Source organism: Marinobacter nauticus ATCC 49840, assembly GCF_000284615.1.
Lineage (GTDB): Bacteria > Pseudomonadota > Gammaproteobacteria > Pseudomonadales > Oleiphilaceae > Marinobacter > Marinobacter nauticus.
This window is the reverse complement of record NC_017067.1, coordinates 822119-842891: the sequence shown is the minus strand read 5'-3', so window position 1 is coordinate 842891 and position 20773 is coordinate 822119. Positions and strand designations below refer to the sequence as shown.

Annotated in this window: 15 protein-coding genes and 1 pseudogene; 1 reads left to right on the top strand and 15 read right to left on the bottom strand. The window is 58.8% G+C overall.

The window, feature by feature from the left end; translation table 11 throughout:
* Nucleotides 1-55 precede the first annotated feature (55 nt).
* A complete protein-coding gene (gene secA, locus MARHY_RS03845; RefSeq protein ID WP_014420641.1) occupies nucleotides 56-2794 on the bottom strand; it encodes a preprotein translocase subunit SecA in 2739 nt (912 codons plus the stop codon).
* An 89-nt stretch (nucleotides 2795-2883) separates the two neighbouring features.
* A complete protein-coding gene (locus MARHY_RS03840) occupies nucleotides 2884-3822 on the bottom strand; it encodes a M23 family metallopeptidase (protein WP_014420640.1) in 939 nt (312 codons plus the stop codon).
* A 231-nt stretch (nucleotides 3823-4053) separates the two neighbouring features.
* Between MARHY_RS03840 and MARHY_RS03835 the strand changes: the two genes are divergently transcribed.
* Nucleotides 4054-4503 carry a DUF721 domain-containing protein gene (locus MARHY_RS03835; RefSeq protein ID WP_011785904.1) on the top strand — a complete coding sequence of 150 codons (450 nt, stop codon included), beginning with the start codon at nucleotides 4054-4056 and terminating at the stop codon, nucleotides 4501-4503.
* A gap of 11 nt (nucleotides 4504-4514) precedes the next feature.
* Here MARHY_RS03835 and lpxC read toward each other — a convergent pair whose 3' ends face one another.
* The 13 genes and pseudogenes from lpxC to MARHY_RS03770 all read right to left on the bottom strand — a co-directional run bounded on the left by lpxC (nucleotide 4515) and on the right by MARHY_RS03770 (nucleotide 20743).
* Nucleotides 4515-5429: a UDP-3-O-acyl-N-acetylglucosamine deacetylase gene (gene lpxC, locus MARHY_RS03830; protein ID WP_011785905.1), complete on the bottom strand. Its 915-nt coding sequence runs from the start codon at nucleotides 5427-5429 to the stop codon at nucleotides 4515-4517.
* Nucleotides 5430-5807: 378 nt separating this feature from the next.
* Nucleotides 5808-6797 (bottom strand): annotated as a pseudogene (gene ftsZ, locus MARHY_RS03825) (cell division protein FtsZ); the annotation flags it as partial.
* 100 nt (nucleotides 6798-6897) lie between these two features.
* Complete coding sequence (gene ftsA / locus MARHY_RS03820) at nucleotides 6898-8133, bottom strand: cell division protein FtsA (RefSeq protein WP_011785907.1); 1236 nt, start codon at nucleotides 8131-8133, stop codon at nucleotides 6898-6900.
* Between the two features lie 36 nt (nucleotides 8134-8169).
* Complete coding sequence (locus tag MARHY_RS03815; RefSeq protein ID WP_011785908.1) at nucleotides 8170-9009, bottom strand: cell division protein FtsQ/DivIB; 840 nt, start codon at nucleotides 9007-9009, stop codon at nucleotides 8170-8172.
* Nucleotides 9002-9979, bottom strand: coding sequence for a D-alanine--D-alanine ligase (locus MARHY_RS03810; protein WP_014420638.1), 978 nt, complete (start codon nucleotides 9977-9979; stop codon nucleotides 9002-9004). The genes MARHY_RS03815 and MARHY_RS03810 overlap by 8 nt, the downstream gene beginning before the upstream one ends.
* Nucleotides 9972-11417: a UDP-N-acetylmuramate--L-alanine ligase gene (gene murC, locus MARHY_RS03805; RefSeq protein WP_014420637.1), complete on the bottom strand. Its 1446-nt coding sequence runs from the start codon at nucleotides 11415-11417 to the stop codon at nucleotides 9972-9974. The genes MARHY_RS03810 and murC overlap by 8 nt, the downstream gene beginning before the upstream one ends.
* Nucleotides 11410-12501, bottom strand: coding sequence for an undecaprenyldiphospho-muramoylpentapeptide beta-N-acetylglucosaminyltransferase (gene murG, locus MARHY_RS03800; RefSeq protein WP_014420636.1), 1092 nt, complete (start codon nucleotides 12499-12501; stop codon nucleotides 11410-11412). Before murG ends, murC begins: the two co-directional genes overlap by 8 nt.
* The gene (ftsW, locus tag MARHY_RS03795; protein WP_014420635.1) at nucleotides 12494-13693 is read right to left on the bottom strand and encodes a putative lipid II flippase FtsW; all 1200 of its coding nucleotides are present in this window, start codon (nucleotides 13691-13693) and stop codon (nucleotides 12494-12496) included. Before ftsW ends, murG begins: the two co-directional genes overlap by 8 nt.
* Nucleotides 13693-15033 carry a UDP-N-acetylmuramoyl-L-alanine--D-glutamate ligase gene (gene murD / locus MARHY_RS03790; protein ID WP_014420634.1) on the bottom strand — a complete coding sequence of 447 codons (1341 nt, stop codon included), beginning with the start codon at nucleotides 15031-15033 and terminating at the stop codon, nucleotides 13693-13695. Before murD ends, ftsW begins: the two co-directional genes overlap by 1 nt.
* Nucleotides 15034-15048: 15 nt before the next feature.
* Nucleotides 15049-16134: a phospho-N-acetylmuramoyl-pentapeptide-transferase gene (gene mraY, locus MARHY_RS03785; protein ID WP_014420633.1), complete on the bottom strand. Its 1086-nt coding sequence runs from the start codon at nucleotides 16132-16134 to the stop codon at nucleotides 15049-15051.
* Complete coding sequence (locus MARHY_RS03780) at nucleotides 16119-17516, bottom strand: UDP-N-acetylmuramoyl-tripeptide--D-alanyl-D-alanine ligase (protein ID WP_014420632.1); 1398 nt, start codon at nucleotides 17514-17516, stop codon at nucleotides 16119-16121. The genes mraY and MARHY_RS03780 overlap by 16 nt, the downstream gene beginning before the upstream one ends.
* On the bottom strand, nucleotides 17513-18997 hold the full coding sequence (locus MARHY_RS03775) for a UDP-N-acetylmuramoyl-L-alanyl-D-glutamate--2,6-diaminopimelate ligase (RefSeq protein WP_014420631.1): 1485 nt from the start codon (nucleotides 18995-18997) through the stop codon (nucleotides 17513-17515). The genes MARHY_RS03780 and MARHY_RS03775 overlap by 4 nt, the downstream gene beginning before the upstream one ends.
* 3 nt (nucleotides 18998-19000) lie before the next feature.
* Nucleotides 19001-20743, bottom strand: a complete 1743-nt coding sequence (locus tag MARHY_RS03770) for a peptidoglycan D,D-transpeptidase FtsI family protein (protein WP_014420630.1) — start codon at nucleotides 20741-20743, stop codon at nucleotides 19001-19003.
* Nucleotides 20744-20773 lie beyond the last annotated feature (30 nt).

Here is a 20773-nt window from a genome sequence, read left to right as displayed (position 1 = left end):
AGCGCCAGCGCACTGGCGAATTGCGGGTTCTGGTTTCCGGCTACTCAGTGGCTGATCAGCTCACCTTTCCGCAGCATTGCTTGTACTTTTTGCCAGACCCGCAGGGGCACGGCTCGTTACGACCGACCTTGCGCTCCTGGCGGACAAAGGTCTCCGGGGTTGCCTGCTGGGCCTGCTGGCCATCGTCACCCTCACCTTCTGCCTGGGCGGCACTGGCCTGCTCGTGGCGGAGTTTGGCGCGCGCCATTTCCCGCTCCAGCTCTTCCTTGCGTCGACGTTCGATTTCCGCCATTTCCTCCTGGCTCTGAACCCGCACATGGCACAAAACCCGGGTAACGTCACGCTTCATGGTATCGAGCATGGTTTCGAACAGGTTAAACGCCTCGCGCTTGTATTCCTGCTTCGGGTTCTTCTGAGCGTAGCCACGCAGATGGATACCCCGGCGCAGGTGATCCATGTTGGACAAATGCTCCTTCCACAGGGTATCCAGCACCTGCAGGAAAACCTGCTTCTCAAACTTGCGCAGGGCCTCGGAACCGGCCACTTCTTCCTTGGCCTTGTACTCAGCCACAATGGCGTCGAGAATCTTCTGGCGAAGATTGTCTTCATACAGTTTATTGTCGTCCTTCAGCCACTGCTGGATGGGCAGTTCAATCGCCATCTCGGACTGCAACTGAGCCTCCAGCCCCTGCACATCCCACTGTTCGGGCATGCTTTGCGGCGGAATAAACTCACTGACCACCGAATCCACCACGTCTTCGCGGATGGTATCGATCATCTCGGAAACGTCGTTGGACGCCATCACCTCGTTGCGCTGCTCGTAAATGACCGTACGCTGATCGTTGGCCACATCGTCGTATTCAAGCAGCGTTTTACGCATATCGAAGTTGCGGCCTTCGACCTTGCGCTGCGACTTTTCAATGGCATTGGTGACCATCCGGTGCTCGATGGCTTCACCTTTCTTCATGCCCATGGCCTGCATCAGATTCTTCACGCGCTCCGGCGCAAAGATCCGCATCAGGTTGTCCTCCAGCGAGAGGAAGAATCGGGAAGAGCCCGGATCCCCTTGACGACCGGCACGCCCCCGGAGCTGGTTATCAATCCGGCGGGACTCGTGGCGCTCGGTACCGATGATGTGCAGGCCACCGGCGTCCAGTACCTGGTTGTGGCGCTCAGTCCACTCCGCCTTCATGCGAGCCACTTCCTCTTCCGAGGGATTATCCAGGGCCGCAACTTCGTACTCCCAGTTGCCACCGAGGACAATATCGGTACCCCGACCCGCCATATTGGTGGCAATGGTAACCGCGCCCGGCCGCCCGGCCTGGGCAATAATCAGGGCTTCGGATTCGTGCTGTTTGGCGTTCAGGATCTTGTGGTCAATCCGCGCCTTCTTCAGCAGCATGGACAGAAGCTCGGAGGCCTCGATGGACGCCGTACCCACCAGAATAGGCCGCCCTTCTGCGGTCACATCCTTGATTTCATCGATAATGGCGTGGAATTTCTCTTCCTGGGTCAGGTACACCAGGTCGTTGTAATCAATCCGCTGGATCGGTTTGTTCGGCGGAATCACCACCACGTCCAGGCCGTAGATCTGGCGGAATTCGAAGGCCTCGGTATCCGCCGTACCGGTCATACCGGCCAGCTTGTCATAGAGACGGAAATAGTTCTGGAAGGTAGTCGACGCCAGCGTCTGACTTTCGGCCTGAATCTTGAGCCCTTCTTTTGCTTCAATAGCCTGATGCAGACCTTCGCTCCACCGGCGACCAGGCATGGTCCGGCCAGTGTGTTCATCTACGATCACCACCTGACCGCCCTGGACAATGTAATCCACGTCTTTCTGGAACAGGTGATGGGCGCGAAGCGCCGAGTGCACATGGTGCAGCAGGCTCAGGTTGGCAGCCGAATACAGGCTTTCGCCCTCCTTCAGCAGGCCCTGACCAAGCAGCAGATCTTCAACCTTCTCATGACCGGATTCAGTCAGTTCAACCTGACGGGATTTCTCATCAATGGTGAAGTCACCGGAGGATTCACCTTCCTCGCTCACCTCGCCTTTCTCAAGACTCGGCACCAGAGCATTGACGGCCTGATACAGTTTGGAAGAATCCTCAGCGGCACCGGAAATAATGAGCGGGGTACGGGCCTCGTCGATCAGGATGGAATCGACTTCATCGACAATGGCAAAGTTAAGACCGCGCTGAACCTTGTCCTCAATGCTGAAGGCCATGTTGTCGCGCAGATAGTCGAAACCGAACTCGTTATTGGTGCCATAGGTGATATCGGCCTGATAGGCGGCACGCTTTTCTTCCGGCGGCTGGCCCGACGCCACCACTCCCACCTGCATGCCGAGGAAACGGTAAAGTTTGCCCATCCACTCGGCGTCACGGCGAGCCAGGTAATCGTTCACGGTTACCACGTGCACGCCTTTACCGGGAAGCGCATTCAGGTAGACCGCGGCGGTAGCCACCAGAGTTTTCCCTTCACCGGTCTTCATTTCGGCTATTCGACCTTCATGCAGGGTCATGCCCCCGATGAGCTGGACATCGTAGTGGCGCATGCCCATCACCCGGCGGCTGGCCTCCCGCACTGTGGCAAACACTTCAGGCAGCAGGCTGTCCAGCGCTTCACCTTCATCAAGTCTGCGCCGGAACTCAGCAGTCTTGCCTTGCAACTCGGTGTCAGACAATGCGCCAAACTGTTCCTCAAGTTCATTGATACGCGCGACTACTTTGCGCATCCTCTTGATTTCTCTGGCGTTCTTACTGCCGAACATCTTGGTTGCAAGCTTTGTGAACATAGACCACTGCTTCTTCAGTTAAACGGAGGAAGCCGGCATTCTAACCTTATTTGGCGACAGGACAAAAGGCGGGGTTCACGGGAATGGAATCAGCGGCTTGCGCGCTGGATGTATTTCACGGGATTTTCGGATTTACCATTGCGGATAACTTCAAAATGCACATGGGGGCCGGTGGACCGGCCGGTGCTGCCCATCAGTGCAACAACCTGGCTTTTCTGCACCACATCCCCAACCTTAACCTTGATGGCCTTGGCGTGGGCATACCGGGTAACCAGGCCGTCGCCATGGTCGATTTCAACCAGATTTCCGTAGCCATAGCGCTCGTCGGCCCAGGTTACAACACCAGCCGCCACGGCAATAATGTCGCTGCCTTCCTTGCCCGCCAGATCAACACCGGCATGCCAGGTACGTTTTCCGGTAAAAGGATCCGAGCGGTATCCGTATTTGGACGAGAGCCAGCCCCAGGTGATCGGCCGCCCCTGCACATAGAGCTCATCTTCCAGCTTTTTGCGGGAAGCGACTTTATCGAGCAGGCGCAGTTGCTTTTCACGATCGTTGATCTGCTGTTCCAGCTGATTGATCATGTCCGTCAGCTCGGGAGCCGTGTAGGAATCCCCGGGTAGCGCATCTTCTTCGGGGCCACCAACCGCTGCCGGCTTGTCAAAATTGAATTCATCGCTGGCGACCATGCCGGTTTCCACGAATCGCTGGCCGAGCGCATCCAGGCGCAGCAGACGACCCTGAATCTGGCCCAGCCGAAGGGTCAGCGCATCAATCTGCTGCTGCACGTTCTCACGAACCCGGGCGACTTCGTCCTTCTGATCTTGCAGCCTTTCTTTCCAGCCGGCCACAAGCTCAGACTCGGTGGGTTGCCGAGCTTCAAACTGACTGATCGCCACCTGATAGCCAGCCCATCCGGCTGCCGCCAGCGTGGCCAACACCAGAAAGACCAGGCCACACAACAGCGGCCCATTCAGCGGTATTGCCCTGGACTGACCGTGACGTTTGCCTACGAAAATTACGTTCATATCGTCTTTCGGTTTCATTGTTGAGCCGCAACCGTATCCCTGTAGTGCTGCGACCCGGAAATATTCCGAGCGGGTCTGCTATCCTTGGCAACAACTACGTACTGAATAATCGCAGCGCCCGGTAGACTCTCTCACTCGTGACAATGTAAAACGAGAGTAACAATGGCGCTACGCACAAAGCGTGCCGAAGTGTAACCAATCGTAAACAGGCTCGTCGAGAAAAAAGCGACCATGACGGAAAAAAATGATCAAAAAATGATCTTTGGCAAAGGGTCGGCTGGCAACAATACGCTCAAAGAGCTGATGTCCAAAGCCGAACTGCACCTACAGGCCGAACAACTGGTACTCGCGGCCATTCCCGCAGAACTGTCCGAGGGTACCCGATTTGTCAGCTGCCGGGAGGGGGAACTGGTGCTGTCCACTGATAACGCGAGCAAAGCCACGCGACTGCGCTTCCGCCAGCACGAGATCATGTCGGCACTGAGGGAGAATGAACTGTTCCGCTACGTCTGGAAGGTCAGAATCAAGGTCAGCCCACCCAGATTCGCCAGCCGACGCAAACCGGTAAAAGAGCCGCTCAGCAAAGAAAATGCCCGGCTCCTCCAGGAGGAAGCCGGGCACACGAAGGATAAAGCTCTACGCGAGGTTCTCGAAAAACTCGCCAGCCACGTCCGGGATTAAGGCTTCCCGCCTTAACCCGCCGCCAGCACAGGTTTCATGTAAGAGATAGGTGCAGTGGCTTCATCATCGAAGGTCACTACTTCCCATGCGTCTTCTTCTGCCCTGAGCTTGCGCAGCAGCTTGTTGTTCAGGTCGTGACCTGATTTGATACCACGGAACTCACCAATCAGGCTGTTGCCCAACAGATAGAGATCGCCGATGGCATCCAGTACCTTGTGCTTGACGAACTCGTCATCGTAGCGGAGACCGTCCTCATTGAGGATCTTGTAGTCGTCCACCACAATCGCATTATCCACGCTGCCACCCAGTGCCAGGTTCATCGCCCGCAGCTTTTCGATATCGCGCATGAACCCGAAGGTTCTGGCCCGGGACACTTCCTTCACAAAGGAGGTGCTGGAAAAGTCCACGGTCGCTGTCTGGGCACGGCCCTTGAAGACCGGGTGATCGAAATCAATCCCGAAGCTCACCTTGAAGCCTTCAAACGGCAGGAAGGTAGCTTTTTTGTCGCCCTCTTCCACAGTGACTTCGCGCTTGATGCGGATAAAACGCTTGGCCGCTTCCTGCTCGGAGATACCGGCAGACTGAAGCAGGAACACGAACGGCCCGGCAGAGCCATCCATGATCGGCACTTCTGCAGCGCTGAGTTCGACAAAACAGTTGTCGATGCCGAGACCAGCCATGGCGGAGAGCAGATGCTCTACCGTCGCCACACGGACACCGTCTTTTACCAGCGTCGTGGACAGCATGGTCTCACCCACATTCTCCGCACAGGCACGGATTTCGACCATCGGGTCGAGGTCCGTGCGGCGGAAGATGATCCCCGTGTCGACGGGTGCTGGCTTCAGGGTCAGGTATACCTTTTCCCCGGAATGCAGGCCAACACCGGTCGCGCGGATGGTGTTTTTGAGTGTCCGTTGTCTGATCATCGGTTCATTATTCCGTCACAAAAAGTCGATATTCTGAGCAAAAAACTGCCCGGAGAGTATCAGAATTCAAGACTGAGTACCATTTAACCAACATGACTTTACTTAACTTTTGCAATAGTCATGAGCTATGGCGCATCAGCTCAACTTAGGCGGAAGCTTATGCTTTCTGATTCACAGTAAAGCCAGCCCTGCCACGGTTGGAACAGATTATCAATCAGCCTGCCGGCGAAGGAATGCGGGAATATCGAGATAGTCCACGCCCTGTTCTTCGCTTTCTTTGCTCTGATCCAGCGCCACATTACCCTGGGCAACCGCACGACGACGCAACACGGCCGGGCGATCCAGCTGGTTGTAATCGGTCTTGCCATCGAGGGTACGGGTGTTGTCCACCACCTTGGTCGGCTTCTCGCGCTCGCCACCCAGGCCAGTCGCCACAACAGTAACCTTGAGTTCGTCGGTCATTTCCGGATCGATCACGGTACCGACCACCACAGTGGCTGAATCGGACGCGAATTCGCGCACAATGTCGCCCACTTCGGAGAACTCGCCCAGATTCAGGTCCATACCAGCGGTGATATTGACCAGAATACCCTTGGCACCCTGCAGGTTGATATCTTCGAGCAGCGGGCTGCGAACCGCGGCTTCTGCGGCTTCACGGGCACGATTCTCGCCGGTGGCGCGACCGGTACCCATCATCGCCATGCCCATCTCGGACATAACCGTTTTCACGTCGGCAAAGTCGACGTTGATCATACCGTTGCGGGTAATCAGGTCAGCAATGCCTTGAACCGCACCCAGCAACACATCATTGGCGGAGGCAAAGGCATCCAGCAGGCTGGTTTTCTTGCCCATGACTGCCAACAGCTTTTCATTGGGAATGGTAATCAGGGAGTCAACGCTCTCTTCCAGTTCCTTCAGACCGGCTTCAGCCACGCTCATGCGCTTGCCGCCTTCAAACTGGAATGGCTTGGTAACCACCGCAACCGTCAGGATACCCAGCTCACGGGCAACTTCAGCAACCACGGGGGCTGCTCCGGTGCCGGTACCGCCACCCATGCCGGCGGTGATGAACACCATATCGGAGCCGCTCAGAGCTTCGGCAATACGGTCGCGATCTTCCAGTGCAGACTGGCGACCGACTTCCGGATTGGCACCCGCGCCCAGGCCCTTGGTGATGTTGCCACCCAGCTGAATAATCTGACGTGCGTCCAGGTCCTTCAGGGCCTGGGCATCTGTGTTGGCGCAGATAAATTCAACGCCTTCCACGTCGCTGTTGAGCATGTGACGAACGGCGTTGCCACCGCCACCGCCAACACCGACGACCTTGATAACTGCGTTCTGCTGAACATTATCAACGAGTTCAAACATTTCCCCTACTCCTTCGTGCTGTGTCCGGCCTTTCCAGGCCGGTTGCTTCAATCGTTGTGTTTTTTTCGAGAGACCTTCGTGTACTGCAACCGGAACACCGTCAGAAATGACCGGTGAACCAGGCTTTCATGCGCTCAACCAGCGAGGGAGCCTCCTCCCCCTTGAGCACCGGCGCCCGGCCAAGATCCATTTGCCGGAAGCCATGGATCAACAATCCGACGCCAGTGGCGTATATCGGGTTGTTGACCACTTCCGTCATACCGGAAACCGCCTGCGGACAGGCCAGTCTTACCGGCATGTGGAAGATTTCTTCAGCCAGCTCCACCACCCCTTCCATGGTGGACGAGCCGCCTGTAATCACGATGCCTGCCGGGATCAGATCCTCGAACCCGGACCGGCGTAACTCAGACTGCACCAGCGTGAACAGCTCCTCATAGCGGGGCTCAACGACCTCCGCCAGAGCCTGACGCGAAAGATCCCGCGGAGCCCGGTCTCCCACGCTGGGAACCTTGATGGTTTCTTCCGCACCCGCCAGTTGGGTCAGGGCGCAGGCGTACTTGATCTTGATTTCCTCGGCATTCTGGGTGGGCGTGCGCAACGCCATGGCAATGTCGTTGGTCACCTGGTCACCGGCGATCGGGATGACTGCGGTATGGCGAATTGCCCCGCCCGTGAACACGGCAATGTCGGTTGTACCACCACCGATATCCACCACACAGACGCCCAATTCTTTTTCATCCTCGGTCAGGATGGCGTGGCTAGAAGCCAGTTGTTCCAGAATGATGTCATCCACTTCCAGCCCACAGCGCTTGACACACTTCTCGATGTTCTGGGCTGCATTCACGGCACAGGTCACCAGGTGCACCTTGGCCTCGAGCCGCACACCTGACATCCCCATCGGTTCCTTGATACCTTCCTGGTTATCGATGACGAACTCCTGAGGCAGGATGTGCAGGATTTTCTGGTCCGCCGGAATCGCCACCGCCTGGGCAGCGTCAATCACCCGGTCAATATCCGCCTGGGTGACTTCCCGGTCTCGGATCGCCACGATGCCGTGGGAATTCAGGCTCTTGATGTGGCTGCCAGCAATACCGGCGTACACCGAATGAATGCGACACCCCGCCATCAGTTCAGCCTCTTCGACTGCGCGCTGAATGGCCTGTACCGTGGTTTCAATGTTCACCACTACACCGCGCTTGAGCCCCCGGGACGGGTGTGAACCGATACCGACTACTTCGATGGTTCCATCCATCTTGCGCTTGCCGACTATCGCCACCACCTTGGAGGTTCCAATATCCAGGCCGACAATCATGTTTTCCGTTTCAACCGATGACATGTGTTTCACCAAACCCCAGGTTCGTAGTAATCGTTATCAGGATTTCGGAGCAGCCTGAGCCACGTCCGTCTTCCACTGCACCGCTACCCCGTTCGAGTAGCGGACATCTATGCGGCTGACCTCATCAACCCGCGAGGCCAGACGGTTCTCATAAACGGTGATAAAGCGTTCAAACCGTTGTTCTACCTGATCTCGCCCCAGCACCACTTCGATGCCATTGCTGAGAGTCAGGGTCCAGGCGCCACGTTGCTCCAGCGCCAGTCCGGCAAAACCCAGGCCATATCCCACCAACTGCTCGCTCATGGTTCGGGCCATACCGATCACGTCCCTGACCCGCTCATCCGGCCCAGCCAGACGAGGCAGCTTTCCGGCCACCTCCGGATTCGGCGGCGAGAACAGTTCGCCTGAACGGCTCACCAGTCGACCATCGGTCCAGTAGGCCAATGGCTTCTTTTCCCGAATATCGATTTCAAGACGGCCTGGCCAGACTCGCTTTATCGCTGCCGACGCCACCCAGGGGCGCCGTTCCAGTTCAGCCTTGATGTCAGCCAGATCGGTGGCGAAATAGCTTTTGCCAATCCAGGCGCCGGCCGCTCGCTCAATAGCCGTCTGGCTGTCGCCAACAAATTCGCCCCGCACATCCACCGCCAGGATCTGCTGATCCATGGCGGTCAGCATCCGGTCCGTTGCCCAGGGCACCATGGCGGCCAGAAGTACCACCGTTGCGCCCAGGCCGACCTGCAACCAGGGTACGGCCGACAGCACAGCTTTCAACACACCAAACCGGTCCCGCTCAGGCCCGACAGAGGTTGCCCCCCGGCGGCGTGGCGGTTCGGGCGGTACCGCCCGGCTCCGGATCAGCAACGTCTCAAGCATCGATGCCCTCCGCCAGCGTATCCCTGAGAATTCGCACCACCAGTTCTTCAAAACTGATGCCGGCCGCCTTTGCAGCCATCGGCACCAGGCTGTGGTCCGTCATACCGGGAACCGTGTTCACCTCAAGCAACCAGAACTCACCGGTCCGGTCCTGCATGATGTCGACCCGTCCCCAGGTGCGACAGCCCAGCACCCGGAAGGCATCCAGGGCCAGATGCTGCAATCTCAATTCGTCATCCGGCGCCAGACCACAGGGAATACGGTACCGGGTATCGTCCGCCAGGTACTTGGCGTCATAGTCGTAAAAGGCGTGATCGGTGCTCAGGCCAATCGCCGGTAACGCTTTGTCCTGTAGCAGGCTGACGGTAAACTCCGGCCCTTCGATCCACTGCTCTACCAGCACCAGATCATCCAGCCGGGCTGCCGCCTCATAGGCTTCAGCCAGCTCTGCCGCGCTGCTCACTTTACGGATACCGATACTCGAACCTTCGTGGGCCGGTTTCACACTCAGGGGCGCCCCCAGTGCCGTCACAATGTCCTCGGCCTCGCTCACGGAGGTCATGGCACGAAATGCCGGCGTAGGCAGCCCACAACCTTCGAACACATACTTGGTGCGCAATTTGTCCATGGCCAGTGCCGATGCCAGCACTTCACTGCCGGTATAGGGAATGCCTGCCTGCCCAAGGATCGCCTGAAGGGTCCCGTCTTCGCCACCACGGCCATGAAGGGCAATGAACACGCGATCGAAATCGGGTTCGTCCACGGTCCGCAGCAGACAGCCCCGAATGTCCCGGCCAACCGCATCAATACCCGCCGATTGCAGCGCTGCCAGCACGGCTTTGCCACTTTTCAGGGATACTTCCCGCTCGGCGGAATCGCCCCCCATGAACACAGCCACGCGCCCCAGTGCCCGAACCAGTTCGGGGGGTGCCTGATACGGCTGAATGTCGTTGTGGGTCAGATCACTCACTTGCCTTGACTCCTGCTGCTGCCAGCCTTGCTGCTACGCCACCGATATCGCCGGCCCCCTGGGTGATCAACAGATCACCATCCTGCAGGACATTGGCCAGCAGACTCTCGATTTCACGGTTATCTTCAACGAACACGGGTTCTACCTTGCCCCGCTGCCGAATGCTCCGGCACAAAGCCCGCCCGTCTGCTCCCGGAATAGCCGGCTCACCGGCGGAATACACATCCATCAGCAACAGCCCATCCACTTCGGACAATACCCGCACGAAATCCTCATATAGATCCCGGGTCCGGGTGTATCGGTGTGGCTGATACAGCATCACGATCCGGCGCTGGGGCCAGGCTTCGCGGGCAGCCCGGATAACGGCCTCCACCTCGGTGGGGTGGTGGCCGTAGTCGTCCACCAGCGTCGCTGCTGCTTTCGGTGTCTGATACTCGCCATACACCTGGAACCGACGGCCAACACCGGCAAATCCAGCCAGCCCGCGGCAGATGGCCTGGTCGTCCACCCCCTCGTCGGTCGCCACGGCAATCGTTGCCAGGGCGTTAAGAACGTTGTGACGACCCGGCATTTTCAGCTCCACCTGGAGATCCGGCCGACCACCAGGGCGACGAACCAGAAACCGGGTCTTCAGACCATCAGAGGTAATGTTCTCCGCCCGGTAATCAGCATCAGGATTGTCGATGCCATAAGTGATAATGGCCCGGGAAATGCGTGGAATGATCTCCTGAACGTAGTCGTCGTCCACGCACATAACCGCAACACCGTAAAACGGCAGGTTGTGCAGGAAGTCCACGAAGGTCTGCTTGAGCTTTTCGACATCCCCACCGTAGGTGTCCATGTGGTCAGCTTCAATGTTGGTGACCACAGAAATAACCGGTGTCAGATGCAGGAACGACGCATCGCTTTCGTCGGCCTCTGCCACCAGGTAACGGGAACCACCCAACTGGGCATTGGTTCCGGCGCTGTTGAGTTTGCCACCGATCACAAAGGTGGGGTCCAGTCCGGCCTCTCCCAACACGGAGGCAATCAGGCTGGTGGTTGTGGTTTTGCCGTGGGTACCGGCCACAGCGATACCATGGCGATAGCGCATGATCTCCGCCAGCATCTCGGCCCGGGGTACAATCGGTACCCGCCGTTCACGGGCAGAGACCACTTCCGGGTTGTCGCCGGCAACGGCCGAAGACACTACCACCACGTCGGCCTGATCGGTGTTTTCGGCGCGATGACCGATGTACACATCGACATCCATTGCCCGCAGGCGCGCAGTAACAGCACTGTCCCGGATATCAGAGCCAGATACGTCATAGCCCTGGTTCTTCAGGACTTCGGCGATACCGCTCATCCCGGCACCACCGATCCCGACAAAATGGATGCGGCGGATCCGGCGCATTTCCGGCACCTGATAGACCAGTGGCGGATTGGTTGCATCAGCCATTGGCGGCCTCCAGACAGTAATTCACGACTCTCTCCGTTGCATCAGGGCGGGCCAGCGAGCGGGCGGCCTTCGCCATAGTCAGAATTCGTTTTCGATCTGTTGCCAGATCTTTCAGGGTTTCCGCCAGCACCTCCGGGTTCAGCTTTGGCTGCGGAACCAGAATGGCCGCCCCGGCTTTCACCATGTGCTGGCCGTTCCGGGTCTGGTGGTCATCGACCGCGTGGGGGAATGGCACCAGCACCGCGCCAATTCCCGCCGCACAGAGCTCAGACACCGTCAGCGCTCCGGCACGGCAGATCACCAGATCAGCCCAGCCATAGGCCTCCGCCATATCGCGGATAAAGGGCTCAATGCTGGCACTGACTCCGGCTTCGTCGTAGGCCGCCCGGGCCGCCTCGAGATTCTTCTCACCGCATTGATGCCGAACATCCGGGCGATCAGCCTCCGGCATCAGCGCCAGGGCCCGGGGCAGCTGCTGATTGAACACCTGTGCTCCCAGGCTGCCACCAATAACCAACACCCGGAGCCTGCCACTTCGGCCCGCCAATCGTTGTTCGGGGGCGTCCATCGACGCCACTTCGCCCCGCACCGGATTGCCAGTACAGCGGGTAACCGTCTGGTCACCAAAACTGTCAGGAAACGCCTCAAGCACCGTTTCGGAAAAACGTGTGAGCCAACGGTTAGTCATTCCAGCGATGGCGTTCTGTTCATGAATCACCAGCGGCTTGCGCATCAGCCAGGCGGCAATACCACCCGGCCCGGTGACAAAACCGCCCATACCTACCACGCAGTCGGGGCGGATCCGGCGCAAATGGGTGTAGGCTTCGCCCAGGGCGCGCATCAACCGGAACGGTGCCAGCAGCAGCGCCAGCTTGCCTTTACCGCGCAGGCCGGAAATGTGAATGAGCGACAGCGGAATATCGGTGTCTCCAATCAGACGTTCTTCCATGCCGCCGCTGGCCCCGAGCCAGTGCACCTCGTGCCCCCGTTGCTGCAACGCGCGGGCTGTGGCCAACGCAGGAAACACATGGCCGCCGGTGCCGCCAGCCATCATCAGGAAGCGACGGCGAGGTGAATCAGTCATACACTGCTCCTCCTTTGCGCCCGCTGCTCTTTGTTTCCGATGCCACCCTGGCCCGATCCTGCCGCTCCAGTTCTACCCGGGCGATAACCGCGATACCAATGCAGGTAACCATCAGGCTGGAGCCGCCATAACTGACCAGAGGCAGGGTCAAGCCTTTGGTTGGCAACAGCCCTGTACTTACTGCCATGTTGATGCCCGCCTGCAACCCGATCAGCAGCGTGATGCCGTAGCTGAAACAGGCGCCGAACGCCATGCCGGCTTTCTCCGCACGCCGGGCAATCACCAGGCCACTGACCACCAGCGCCGCAAACAGGCCGAGCACCACCAGCGCTCCAAGCAAACCGAACTCCTCGGCAATAATCGCGTAGATAAAGTCCGTATGGGCCTCTGGCAGGAAGAACAGTTTCTGTACCGAGTTCCCCAGGCCAACGCCCACCCACTCGCCTCGACCAAAGGCAATCAGCGACTGAGTGAGCTGATAACCACTGTCGAACTGGTCTTTCCAGGGGTCGAGATAGCTGACCACCCGCTTCAATCGATACGGTTGGGTGACCACCAGAATCGTACCCAGCGCCGCCAGTACGCCAATCAATGGCATGAACCGGCTAAGCCTCACGCCACTCAGAAAAATCATGCCGGCCGCCGCCGTCACCAGCACCACCGTTGCGCCGAAGTCGGGCTGGATAACCAGCAACACCGATGCCACGCCCAAAACTCCCAGGGGTTTCAGGAAGCCCGGCCAGGTATGGAGCAGTTCTTCCCGCCGACGGACCACATAACCGGCCAGGTAGGCTATGAGGCAGAGCTTGGCGACTTCAGACACCTGAACATTGAACAGCCCCATGGGAATCCACCGGGTAGAACCATTAACCGTGCGGCCGAGCGGCGTCAGTACCAGCACCAATACCAGAAGGCCAATGCCCAGCAGCAGCCATCCGCTGCGCTCCCACCAGGATACCGGCACGTTGACAGCAACAAGAGCCGTGGCACAGCCAAGACCGGCGAACAGGATCTGGCGAATAACGTAGTGGTAACTGTTGCCCAACGTGGCGGCCGCCATGTCCATCGACGCTGACGAAATCATCACCACACCAGTCACCAGCAAGGCCACGGAGGTAATAATCAGCACCGGCAGCGGCTGCAACTCACCCGCCACACCCTGATAATGAGGAACGCTGACGCCTGCCTGCATCACAGCCCCTCCACCAAAGCGCGGAACTGTTCGCCGCGATCGTTGTAATCCCGGAACATGTCAAAGCTGGCACAGGCTGGAGACAACAGCACCCGATCGCCCGGCTCCGCCGCCTGGCGGGCAAGGCTGACCGCTTCTTGCACTGACGTTGCGCGATACTGCGGCACTGACGCGCCTACCGCCTCGGATATCTTGCCGGCATCGCGTCCAATCAGCACCAAGGCCCTACAGCATGCGGCCACCGGCTCTGCGAGCAGCTGAAAATCCGCGCCTTTGCCATCTCCGCCTGCGATCAGGATCACCTTGCCTGAATCCGGCACCAGGCTTTCAATGGCGGCTACCGTGGCACCAACATTGGTACCTTTGGAATCATTGATGTAATCCACCCCATTCAGGTTGCGGACGAATTCACAGCGATGGGGCAGCCCCCGGAAGCTGCGGGCCACCTCCAGCATCGGCTCCATGGCCAGGCCAGCCGCGTGCCCCAGCGCCAGGGCGGCCATCACGTTGCTGATGTTATGCCTGCCCATCAACTGGAGTTCACTGGCCAGCAAAAGGTTATCCAGGCCCCAGGTAATCCAGGTACCCTGGTCATCATCCCGGGTACTGAAGGTCTCCGGATTCACCCGGTTAAAGCCAAAACACAGAAACCTCAGGGTATCCCGAGCCATGGGCGTGCTCAGGGCATCGTCGAGGTTCACGATGGCATTTTTGCAGCCACGGTAGATCCGTTGTTTGGCCTGGAAATACGCCATCTTGTCCGGGTACCGGTCCATGTGATCATCGCTGACATTCAACACAGTGGCCGCCAGAGCCCCGAGTTCTTCGGTGGTCTCCAGCTGAAAACTCGACAGCTCCAGCACATAGAGATCCGCACCCTGGTCCAGCAAATCCAGCGCGGGCGTACCGATATTACCGCCCACCTGCACATTGCGGCCCGCAGCTCGCGCCATTTCCCCTACCAGGGTTGTTACCGTGGTTTTGCCGTTAGAGCCGGTGATGGCAATGATCGGCGCGTCGGCCGCATCGGCGAATAAATCGATGTCGCCGCGAATCCGGGCGCCCCTGGCCGCCGCACCGGCAATCGCCGGCTCTGCAATACTGATTCCCGGGCTGACTATCAGCTCATTGAAACCGGCAAACAGCTCCTCATCAAACTCGCCCAGGTAAACCGGGACGTCTGGCCAACCGACCTTCAGCTCATCCAGGCCTGGTGGCTGAAGGCGACTATCAGCCACAGCAATCTCACGCCCCTGCCCGGACAGGTAACGCACGCAGGAAAGCCCGGTCTTACCGAGCCCTACGATTAACGTGCGACGATCCGAAACAATGACACTCATAGCCGTAGCAATTTCCTATCGGATTTTCAGACTGGCCAGGCCAATCAGAACGAGAACAACAGTAATAACCCAGAACCGGACAATGACTCGTGGCTCGGGCCAGCCTTTCAATTCAAAATGATGGTGCAGCGGCGCCATCCGGAAGATCCGCCGACCCGTGAGCCGGAATGAGGCCACCTGCAGAATCACAGAAATGGTTTCCATCACGAACACGCCGCCCATGATGAACAACACAATTTCCTGCCGGACGATGACAGCCACTGTGCCCAGGGCGGCTCCCAGGGCAAGGGCACCGACATCGCCCATGAATACCTGCGCCGGGTAAGTGTTGAACCACAGGAACCCGAGTCCTGCACCCACCAGGGCTCCGCAGAAAATGATCAGCTCACCGGTTCCGGGCAGATGCGGAATCAGCAGGTAATTGGCGAACTGCGCATGGCCCGAGAGGTAAGCAAAGATGGCCAGAGCCCCCGCCACCATGACGGTTGGCATGATAGCCAGACCATCCAGGCCGTCTGTCAGATTTACCGCGTTGCTGCTACCAACAATCACGAAGTAGGTCAGCAGAATGAACAACACCGGCCCGAGGGTCAGCGAGACATTTTTCAGGAACGGCAGATAAAGCGAGGTTTCCTGGGGCAGTGAAGCAGTGACATAGAGCACGATCGCGGCCGTGGCCCCGATCACCGACTGCCAGAAGTATTTCCAGCGTGCCGGCAGGCCCCGGGGATTGCGCTCCACAACCTTACGGTAGTCATCCACCCAGCCAATGGCACCGAACAGCAGGGTAACCAGCAACACCACCCAGACATAACGATTGGTCAGATCCGCCCACAGCAGGGTGGAAATGGCGATGGCCACGAGAATCAGGGCGCCGCCCATCGTCGGCGTACCGGCTTTGCTCAGGTGAGTCTGGGGGCCGTCATCACGTACGGCCTGGCCGATCTGATACTGACTCAGCTTGCGAATCATCACCGGACCGATCACCAGCGAGATGAGCAGCGCCGTAAGAATGCCCAGGATCGCCCGCAGTGTCAGGTACTGAAACACCGTCAGCGACGAAAAGTATTGCGATAGTATCTCTGTCAGCCAGAGCAGCATGGGTTCTTCACCTTTTTCTGAATTCCCTCCACCACGCGATCCATGGCGGAACTACGAGAACCTTTCACCAGGACCGTCATAGCACCACTCCGGCCCGCCACAATGGCGCTCACCGCCTGCTCATGACTCGGGAAAAACTCTGTCTCGTCACCAAATCCGGTGCCGTAGCCGTTACCTCCGGCTCCCACCACCATAACCTTCTCAATTCCACGGGCACGGGCATGTTCACCCACCTGCCGGTGCAGCTCGTTCGCCTCATCGCCCAGCTCTGCCATGGCGCCGAGCACCGCCAGCCGGGGCGCCGGGTACGACGCCAGAACGTCCAGCGCCGCTTTCATAGACGCCGGATTGGCGTTGTAACTGTCGTCAATCAGGGTCAGATCCGGGGCCGGCTTGAGCACCTGGAGACGCCCCTTCACGGCTTCTACCTGCATGAGCCCGGACTGAACCTGCTGATCTGTCGCTCCCAGTTCCCTGCAGGCCGCGAGAGCCAGCAGAGCATTGGTAATGTTGTGTTCACCGGGCAACCCCAGCACCAGATGACAGCGCCAGTTGTCTGGCCCCAACACCAGGAATTCAAACCCCTGATCAGTGGCCATGATCGCCTCCGCGCGGTAATCCGCGCCCGGGTGCCCCATCCGGGAAACCCCCAGCACCCGCCGTTGGCCCGCACGGGCATGCCATTGATCGAAGGCAGGATCGTCCCGGTTCAGCACGACGGCTCCATCTGCCGGCACGCCATCAATAATCTCGCCTTTGGCCAGAACAATATTCTGGTAACTGCCAAAACCCTCCAGGTGCGCCTGGCCTGCATTGGTCAGAATCGCAACCTGCGGTCGGGTAATTGACACCGTGTTGGCAATTTCGCCAAGACCACTGGCCCCCAGCTCAATGGCGCCGAACTGGTGATCCGGCGTCAGCCGAAACAGGGTCAGCGGAACACCAATGTGATTATTGAGATTGCCTTCAGTCACCAAGGTCGGCCCCATGCCGGCGAGAATGGCCCCGGTCATTTCACGAACCGTGGTTTTGCCACTGCTGCCGGTAATCGCCACCAGCCGGGCCGCGCTTCCGCTGCGATTGGCGCTGGCCAGATCGGCCAAGGCCTGAACCGTATCGCTAACGACCAGTTGCGGAATGGCAACGTCGGTGACCTCGGTATCCACTACCGCAGCGACGGCTCCCTGTGTCAGGGCCTGGCCAAGGAATTCATGACCATCAAACCGCTCACCGCGCAGAGCAACAAACAGCTGCCCCTCTCCAACCGATCGGGTATCGGTGGAGACGCCATCAAACCAGAGTTCACCCGCATCAGTACGCGCCCCTGCCAGGGTGGCCTGAAGCCACTCGCGAGCTTCCGCCAGCGAAAAGGCGCGCATCATGCCACACCTCCATTCAGGTTCAATAGATGGCGTACCTGCTCGGCGTCGCTGAACGGCAACTTCTGGCCCCGGATCTCCTGATAGGCTTCATGACCTTTACCTGCAATCAGCACCAGATCATCCTCATTGGCCATACCCAATGCCTCGGCAATTGCCTGAGCGCGGTCGTGAATCACCTGCCAGCGACCAGCCTGAGTGAAACCAGCAGAAATGTCGCTGACAATCCGTTCAGGCTGCTCGGTACGCGGGTTGTCGTCGGTTACGATGACGTAATCCGCCCGCTTTTCCGCTTCTTTCGCCATTTCCGGCCGCTTGCCGGGGTCCCGGTCGCCACCGCAACCGAACACACAGATCAGCCTGCCCCGGGTGTGGGGCCGCAATGCTTCAAGGGCATTGGCCAGGGCATCAGGCGTGTGGGCATAGTCCACCACCACATGTTTGCCGGTTGGGCCGGTGAATCGTTCAAGACGCCCCGGGGGCGGTGACAGCTCCCTGACAACGGACACCGCCCGCTCAACAGGTACGCCAAGCGTCAGTACGGTAGCCAGGGCTGCCAGAACATTGCTGGCATTGAAACTCCCTAACAGGGGGACAGTAAGATCAAACTCGCCCCATTGCCCATCGACCCTGGCGCTAAACCCTGAGGCCGTGGGCGTAAATTCCTTCAACCAGAGTTCCGTCTGGGCTTCATGCAGACTGTAACGAACCCGGTCACACTGGCCCTCAAGCTGACCGTAAAGCTGCCGGCCAAACGGATCGTCAAAATTGATCACTGAGAAGTGCAGTTCTTCCCGCAGGAACAGCCTGGCCTTGGCCTCGCCATAGGCTTCCATGGAACCGTGGTAATCCAGGTGATCACGCGTGAGGTTGGTGAACACCGCACCGGTCATAGTCAGATTATCAACCCGCCCTTGATCCAGAGCGTGCGACGACACTTCCATTACTGCAGCCCGACCACCCTCATTGCGTATGCGGTTCAATACCCGGTTCACCTGGACCACATCCGGCGTGGTATGCGTGGCCGACTCGATACTGCCCGGCATGCCATAACCCAGGGTACCCAGCAGCCCGCAGGGCGTGCCGGTTTCCCGTAACAACTGGGAGATGTATTGGGTCACCGACGTCTTGCCATTGGTGCCGGTAACCCCGATCACTCTCAGATGGCGCGAGGGATGCTCGAAGAAGCGATCAGCAATTCGGCCCAGACGGGCGCGCAGACCAACCACGGGCACAATTAACGCGCCGTGGCGCTCATGGCACTGCCGCTCTCGCTCGGACTCAAGCAGAATAGCCGTGGCACCGGCGCTGATGGCCTGATCCATATAGTGCTCTGCGGGCGTTCGTGCCCCGGCCAGAGCAATAAAGGCGTCACCGGGCTGCACTTTCCGGCTATCCGTCTTCAGTCCGTGGATAGTGACATCGAAGACCGATGGCACCTCAATAATGCCCTGAAGCAAGGTGCTGATGGATGTGATGCACATGGCTTACCCTCTCCCCCCGGAAGTTACTTGCGAAACGCGTGTTTCACTGACTTCCAGTTCAGGCTTCACATTCAGCAGTCGCAGCGCGTCACCCATCACCCGGGCGAATACCGGCGCGGCAACTTCTCCGCCGTAATATTCTCCGGCCTGCGGCGCATCCACGGCCACAACGGTTACAATTCTGGGGTCATCAATCGGTGCCATACCGGCAAAGATGGCCTTATATTGACTGTCTTCGTACCCGTTCGCTCCCACCAGGTGAACGGTCCCGGTTTTGCCTCCGGCCGCATACAGCCCGGGCTGGGCGCGCTTGCCAGTACCACGGGCAACCGCCTGCTTGAGCATGTCCCGCACGGCCCGTGTCACCTGTTCAGACAGTACACGTTGCCCCTGCGGCCTCTGCTCCTGCCTCATCAGGCTGAGGGGGTAACGAATTCCACCATTGGCAATAACCATATACGCCTGTGCCAGTTGCAAGGCGTTAACGCTCATGCCGTAGCCATAAGACAAGGTGGACTCTTCTACCGGCCGCCATTTCGGGGGGGCCGGCAAAACACCAACGGCTTCCCCAGGGAAGCCGATACCAGTTGCCTGGCCGAGGCCCAGGCGGGCATAGAGGTTTCTCAGAGTATCGCCACCCAGATCCGTTGCGATGTTGCTCACCCCGACGTTGCTGGACTTGACAATAATCTCCGTCAGATCCAGCACCCCGTAATTGCGATGATCCCGAATGGTGAAGCGACCAAATCTCCGAAAGCCCGGGGAAGTATCAATGGTGCTGTTAACCGTGTATTCCCCGGACTCCAGAGCAGCCGCTATCGTCAGCGGCTTCATGGTTGAGCCGGGCTCGAACAGATCTGTAATCGCCTTGTTGCGCAGGTTTTCTGCGGCAAGCTGTGACCGGTCATTCGGGTTGTAGGAACCTTGATTGACCATGGCCAGCACCTCACCGGTGTCGACATCCAGCATCACCAGCGTACCGCCGCGAGCCTTGTGAGCACCGACCACCGCCTTGAGCTCCCGATAGGCCAGATACTGCAGCCGGAGATCAATACTCAGTTCCAGGTCCTTCCCGGGCCGGGCATCGCGGATAAGCATCAGATCTTTGATGACGCGCCCACGGTTATCCTTGAGCACCCGCTTCTGGCCCGGCTCACCGGTCAACCATTTGTTATAGGCTAACTCGATACCTTCCTGGCCATGCTCGTCGATATCAGTAAACCCGACCACATGAGCGGTGACTTCTCCCGCGGGGTAATAACGACGATATTCCTGCCGGGCATAGATACCACCGACACCTAGAGCCAGCGCTTCACGCGCCATTGAGGGCTGCACTTTGCGGCGCAGGTAGATAAATTCGCGGCCAGCATACTGGCGCAATCGCTCCCGCAGCGCGCCCTCAGACAACCCAAGAATTCGGGCAAGAGCCGCCAGTTGCGGATCTTCGGGATCGGTTTCGGAAGGATTTGCCCACACGGTCTGAACGGGCGTACTGACGGCCAAAGGCTCGCCATGACGATCCGTCACCACGCCTCGATGGGCATCGATAGATTCAACGCGGATGGTTCTGACATCTCCCTGCTTGCGCAGGAAGTCATTATCCACCACATGAAGATCCACCAACCGCCATCCAATGCCGGCCACAACCAGCAGGAAAACGCCCAGCACAGAGCCGAAGCGCCAGGCTTTCAAGCCTGTCACCAGCCTCTGCTTCCAGCTGTTTGCGTGCGTTCCCTGACCGGACACTTCAGTTACCCCGGATGGTTATTGTTGGTT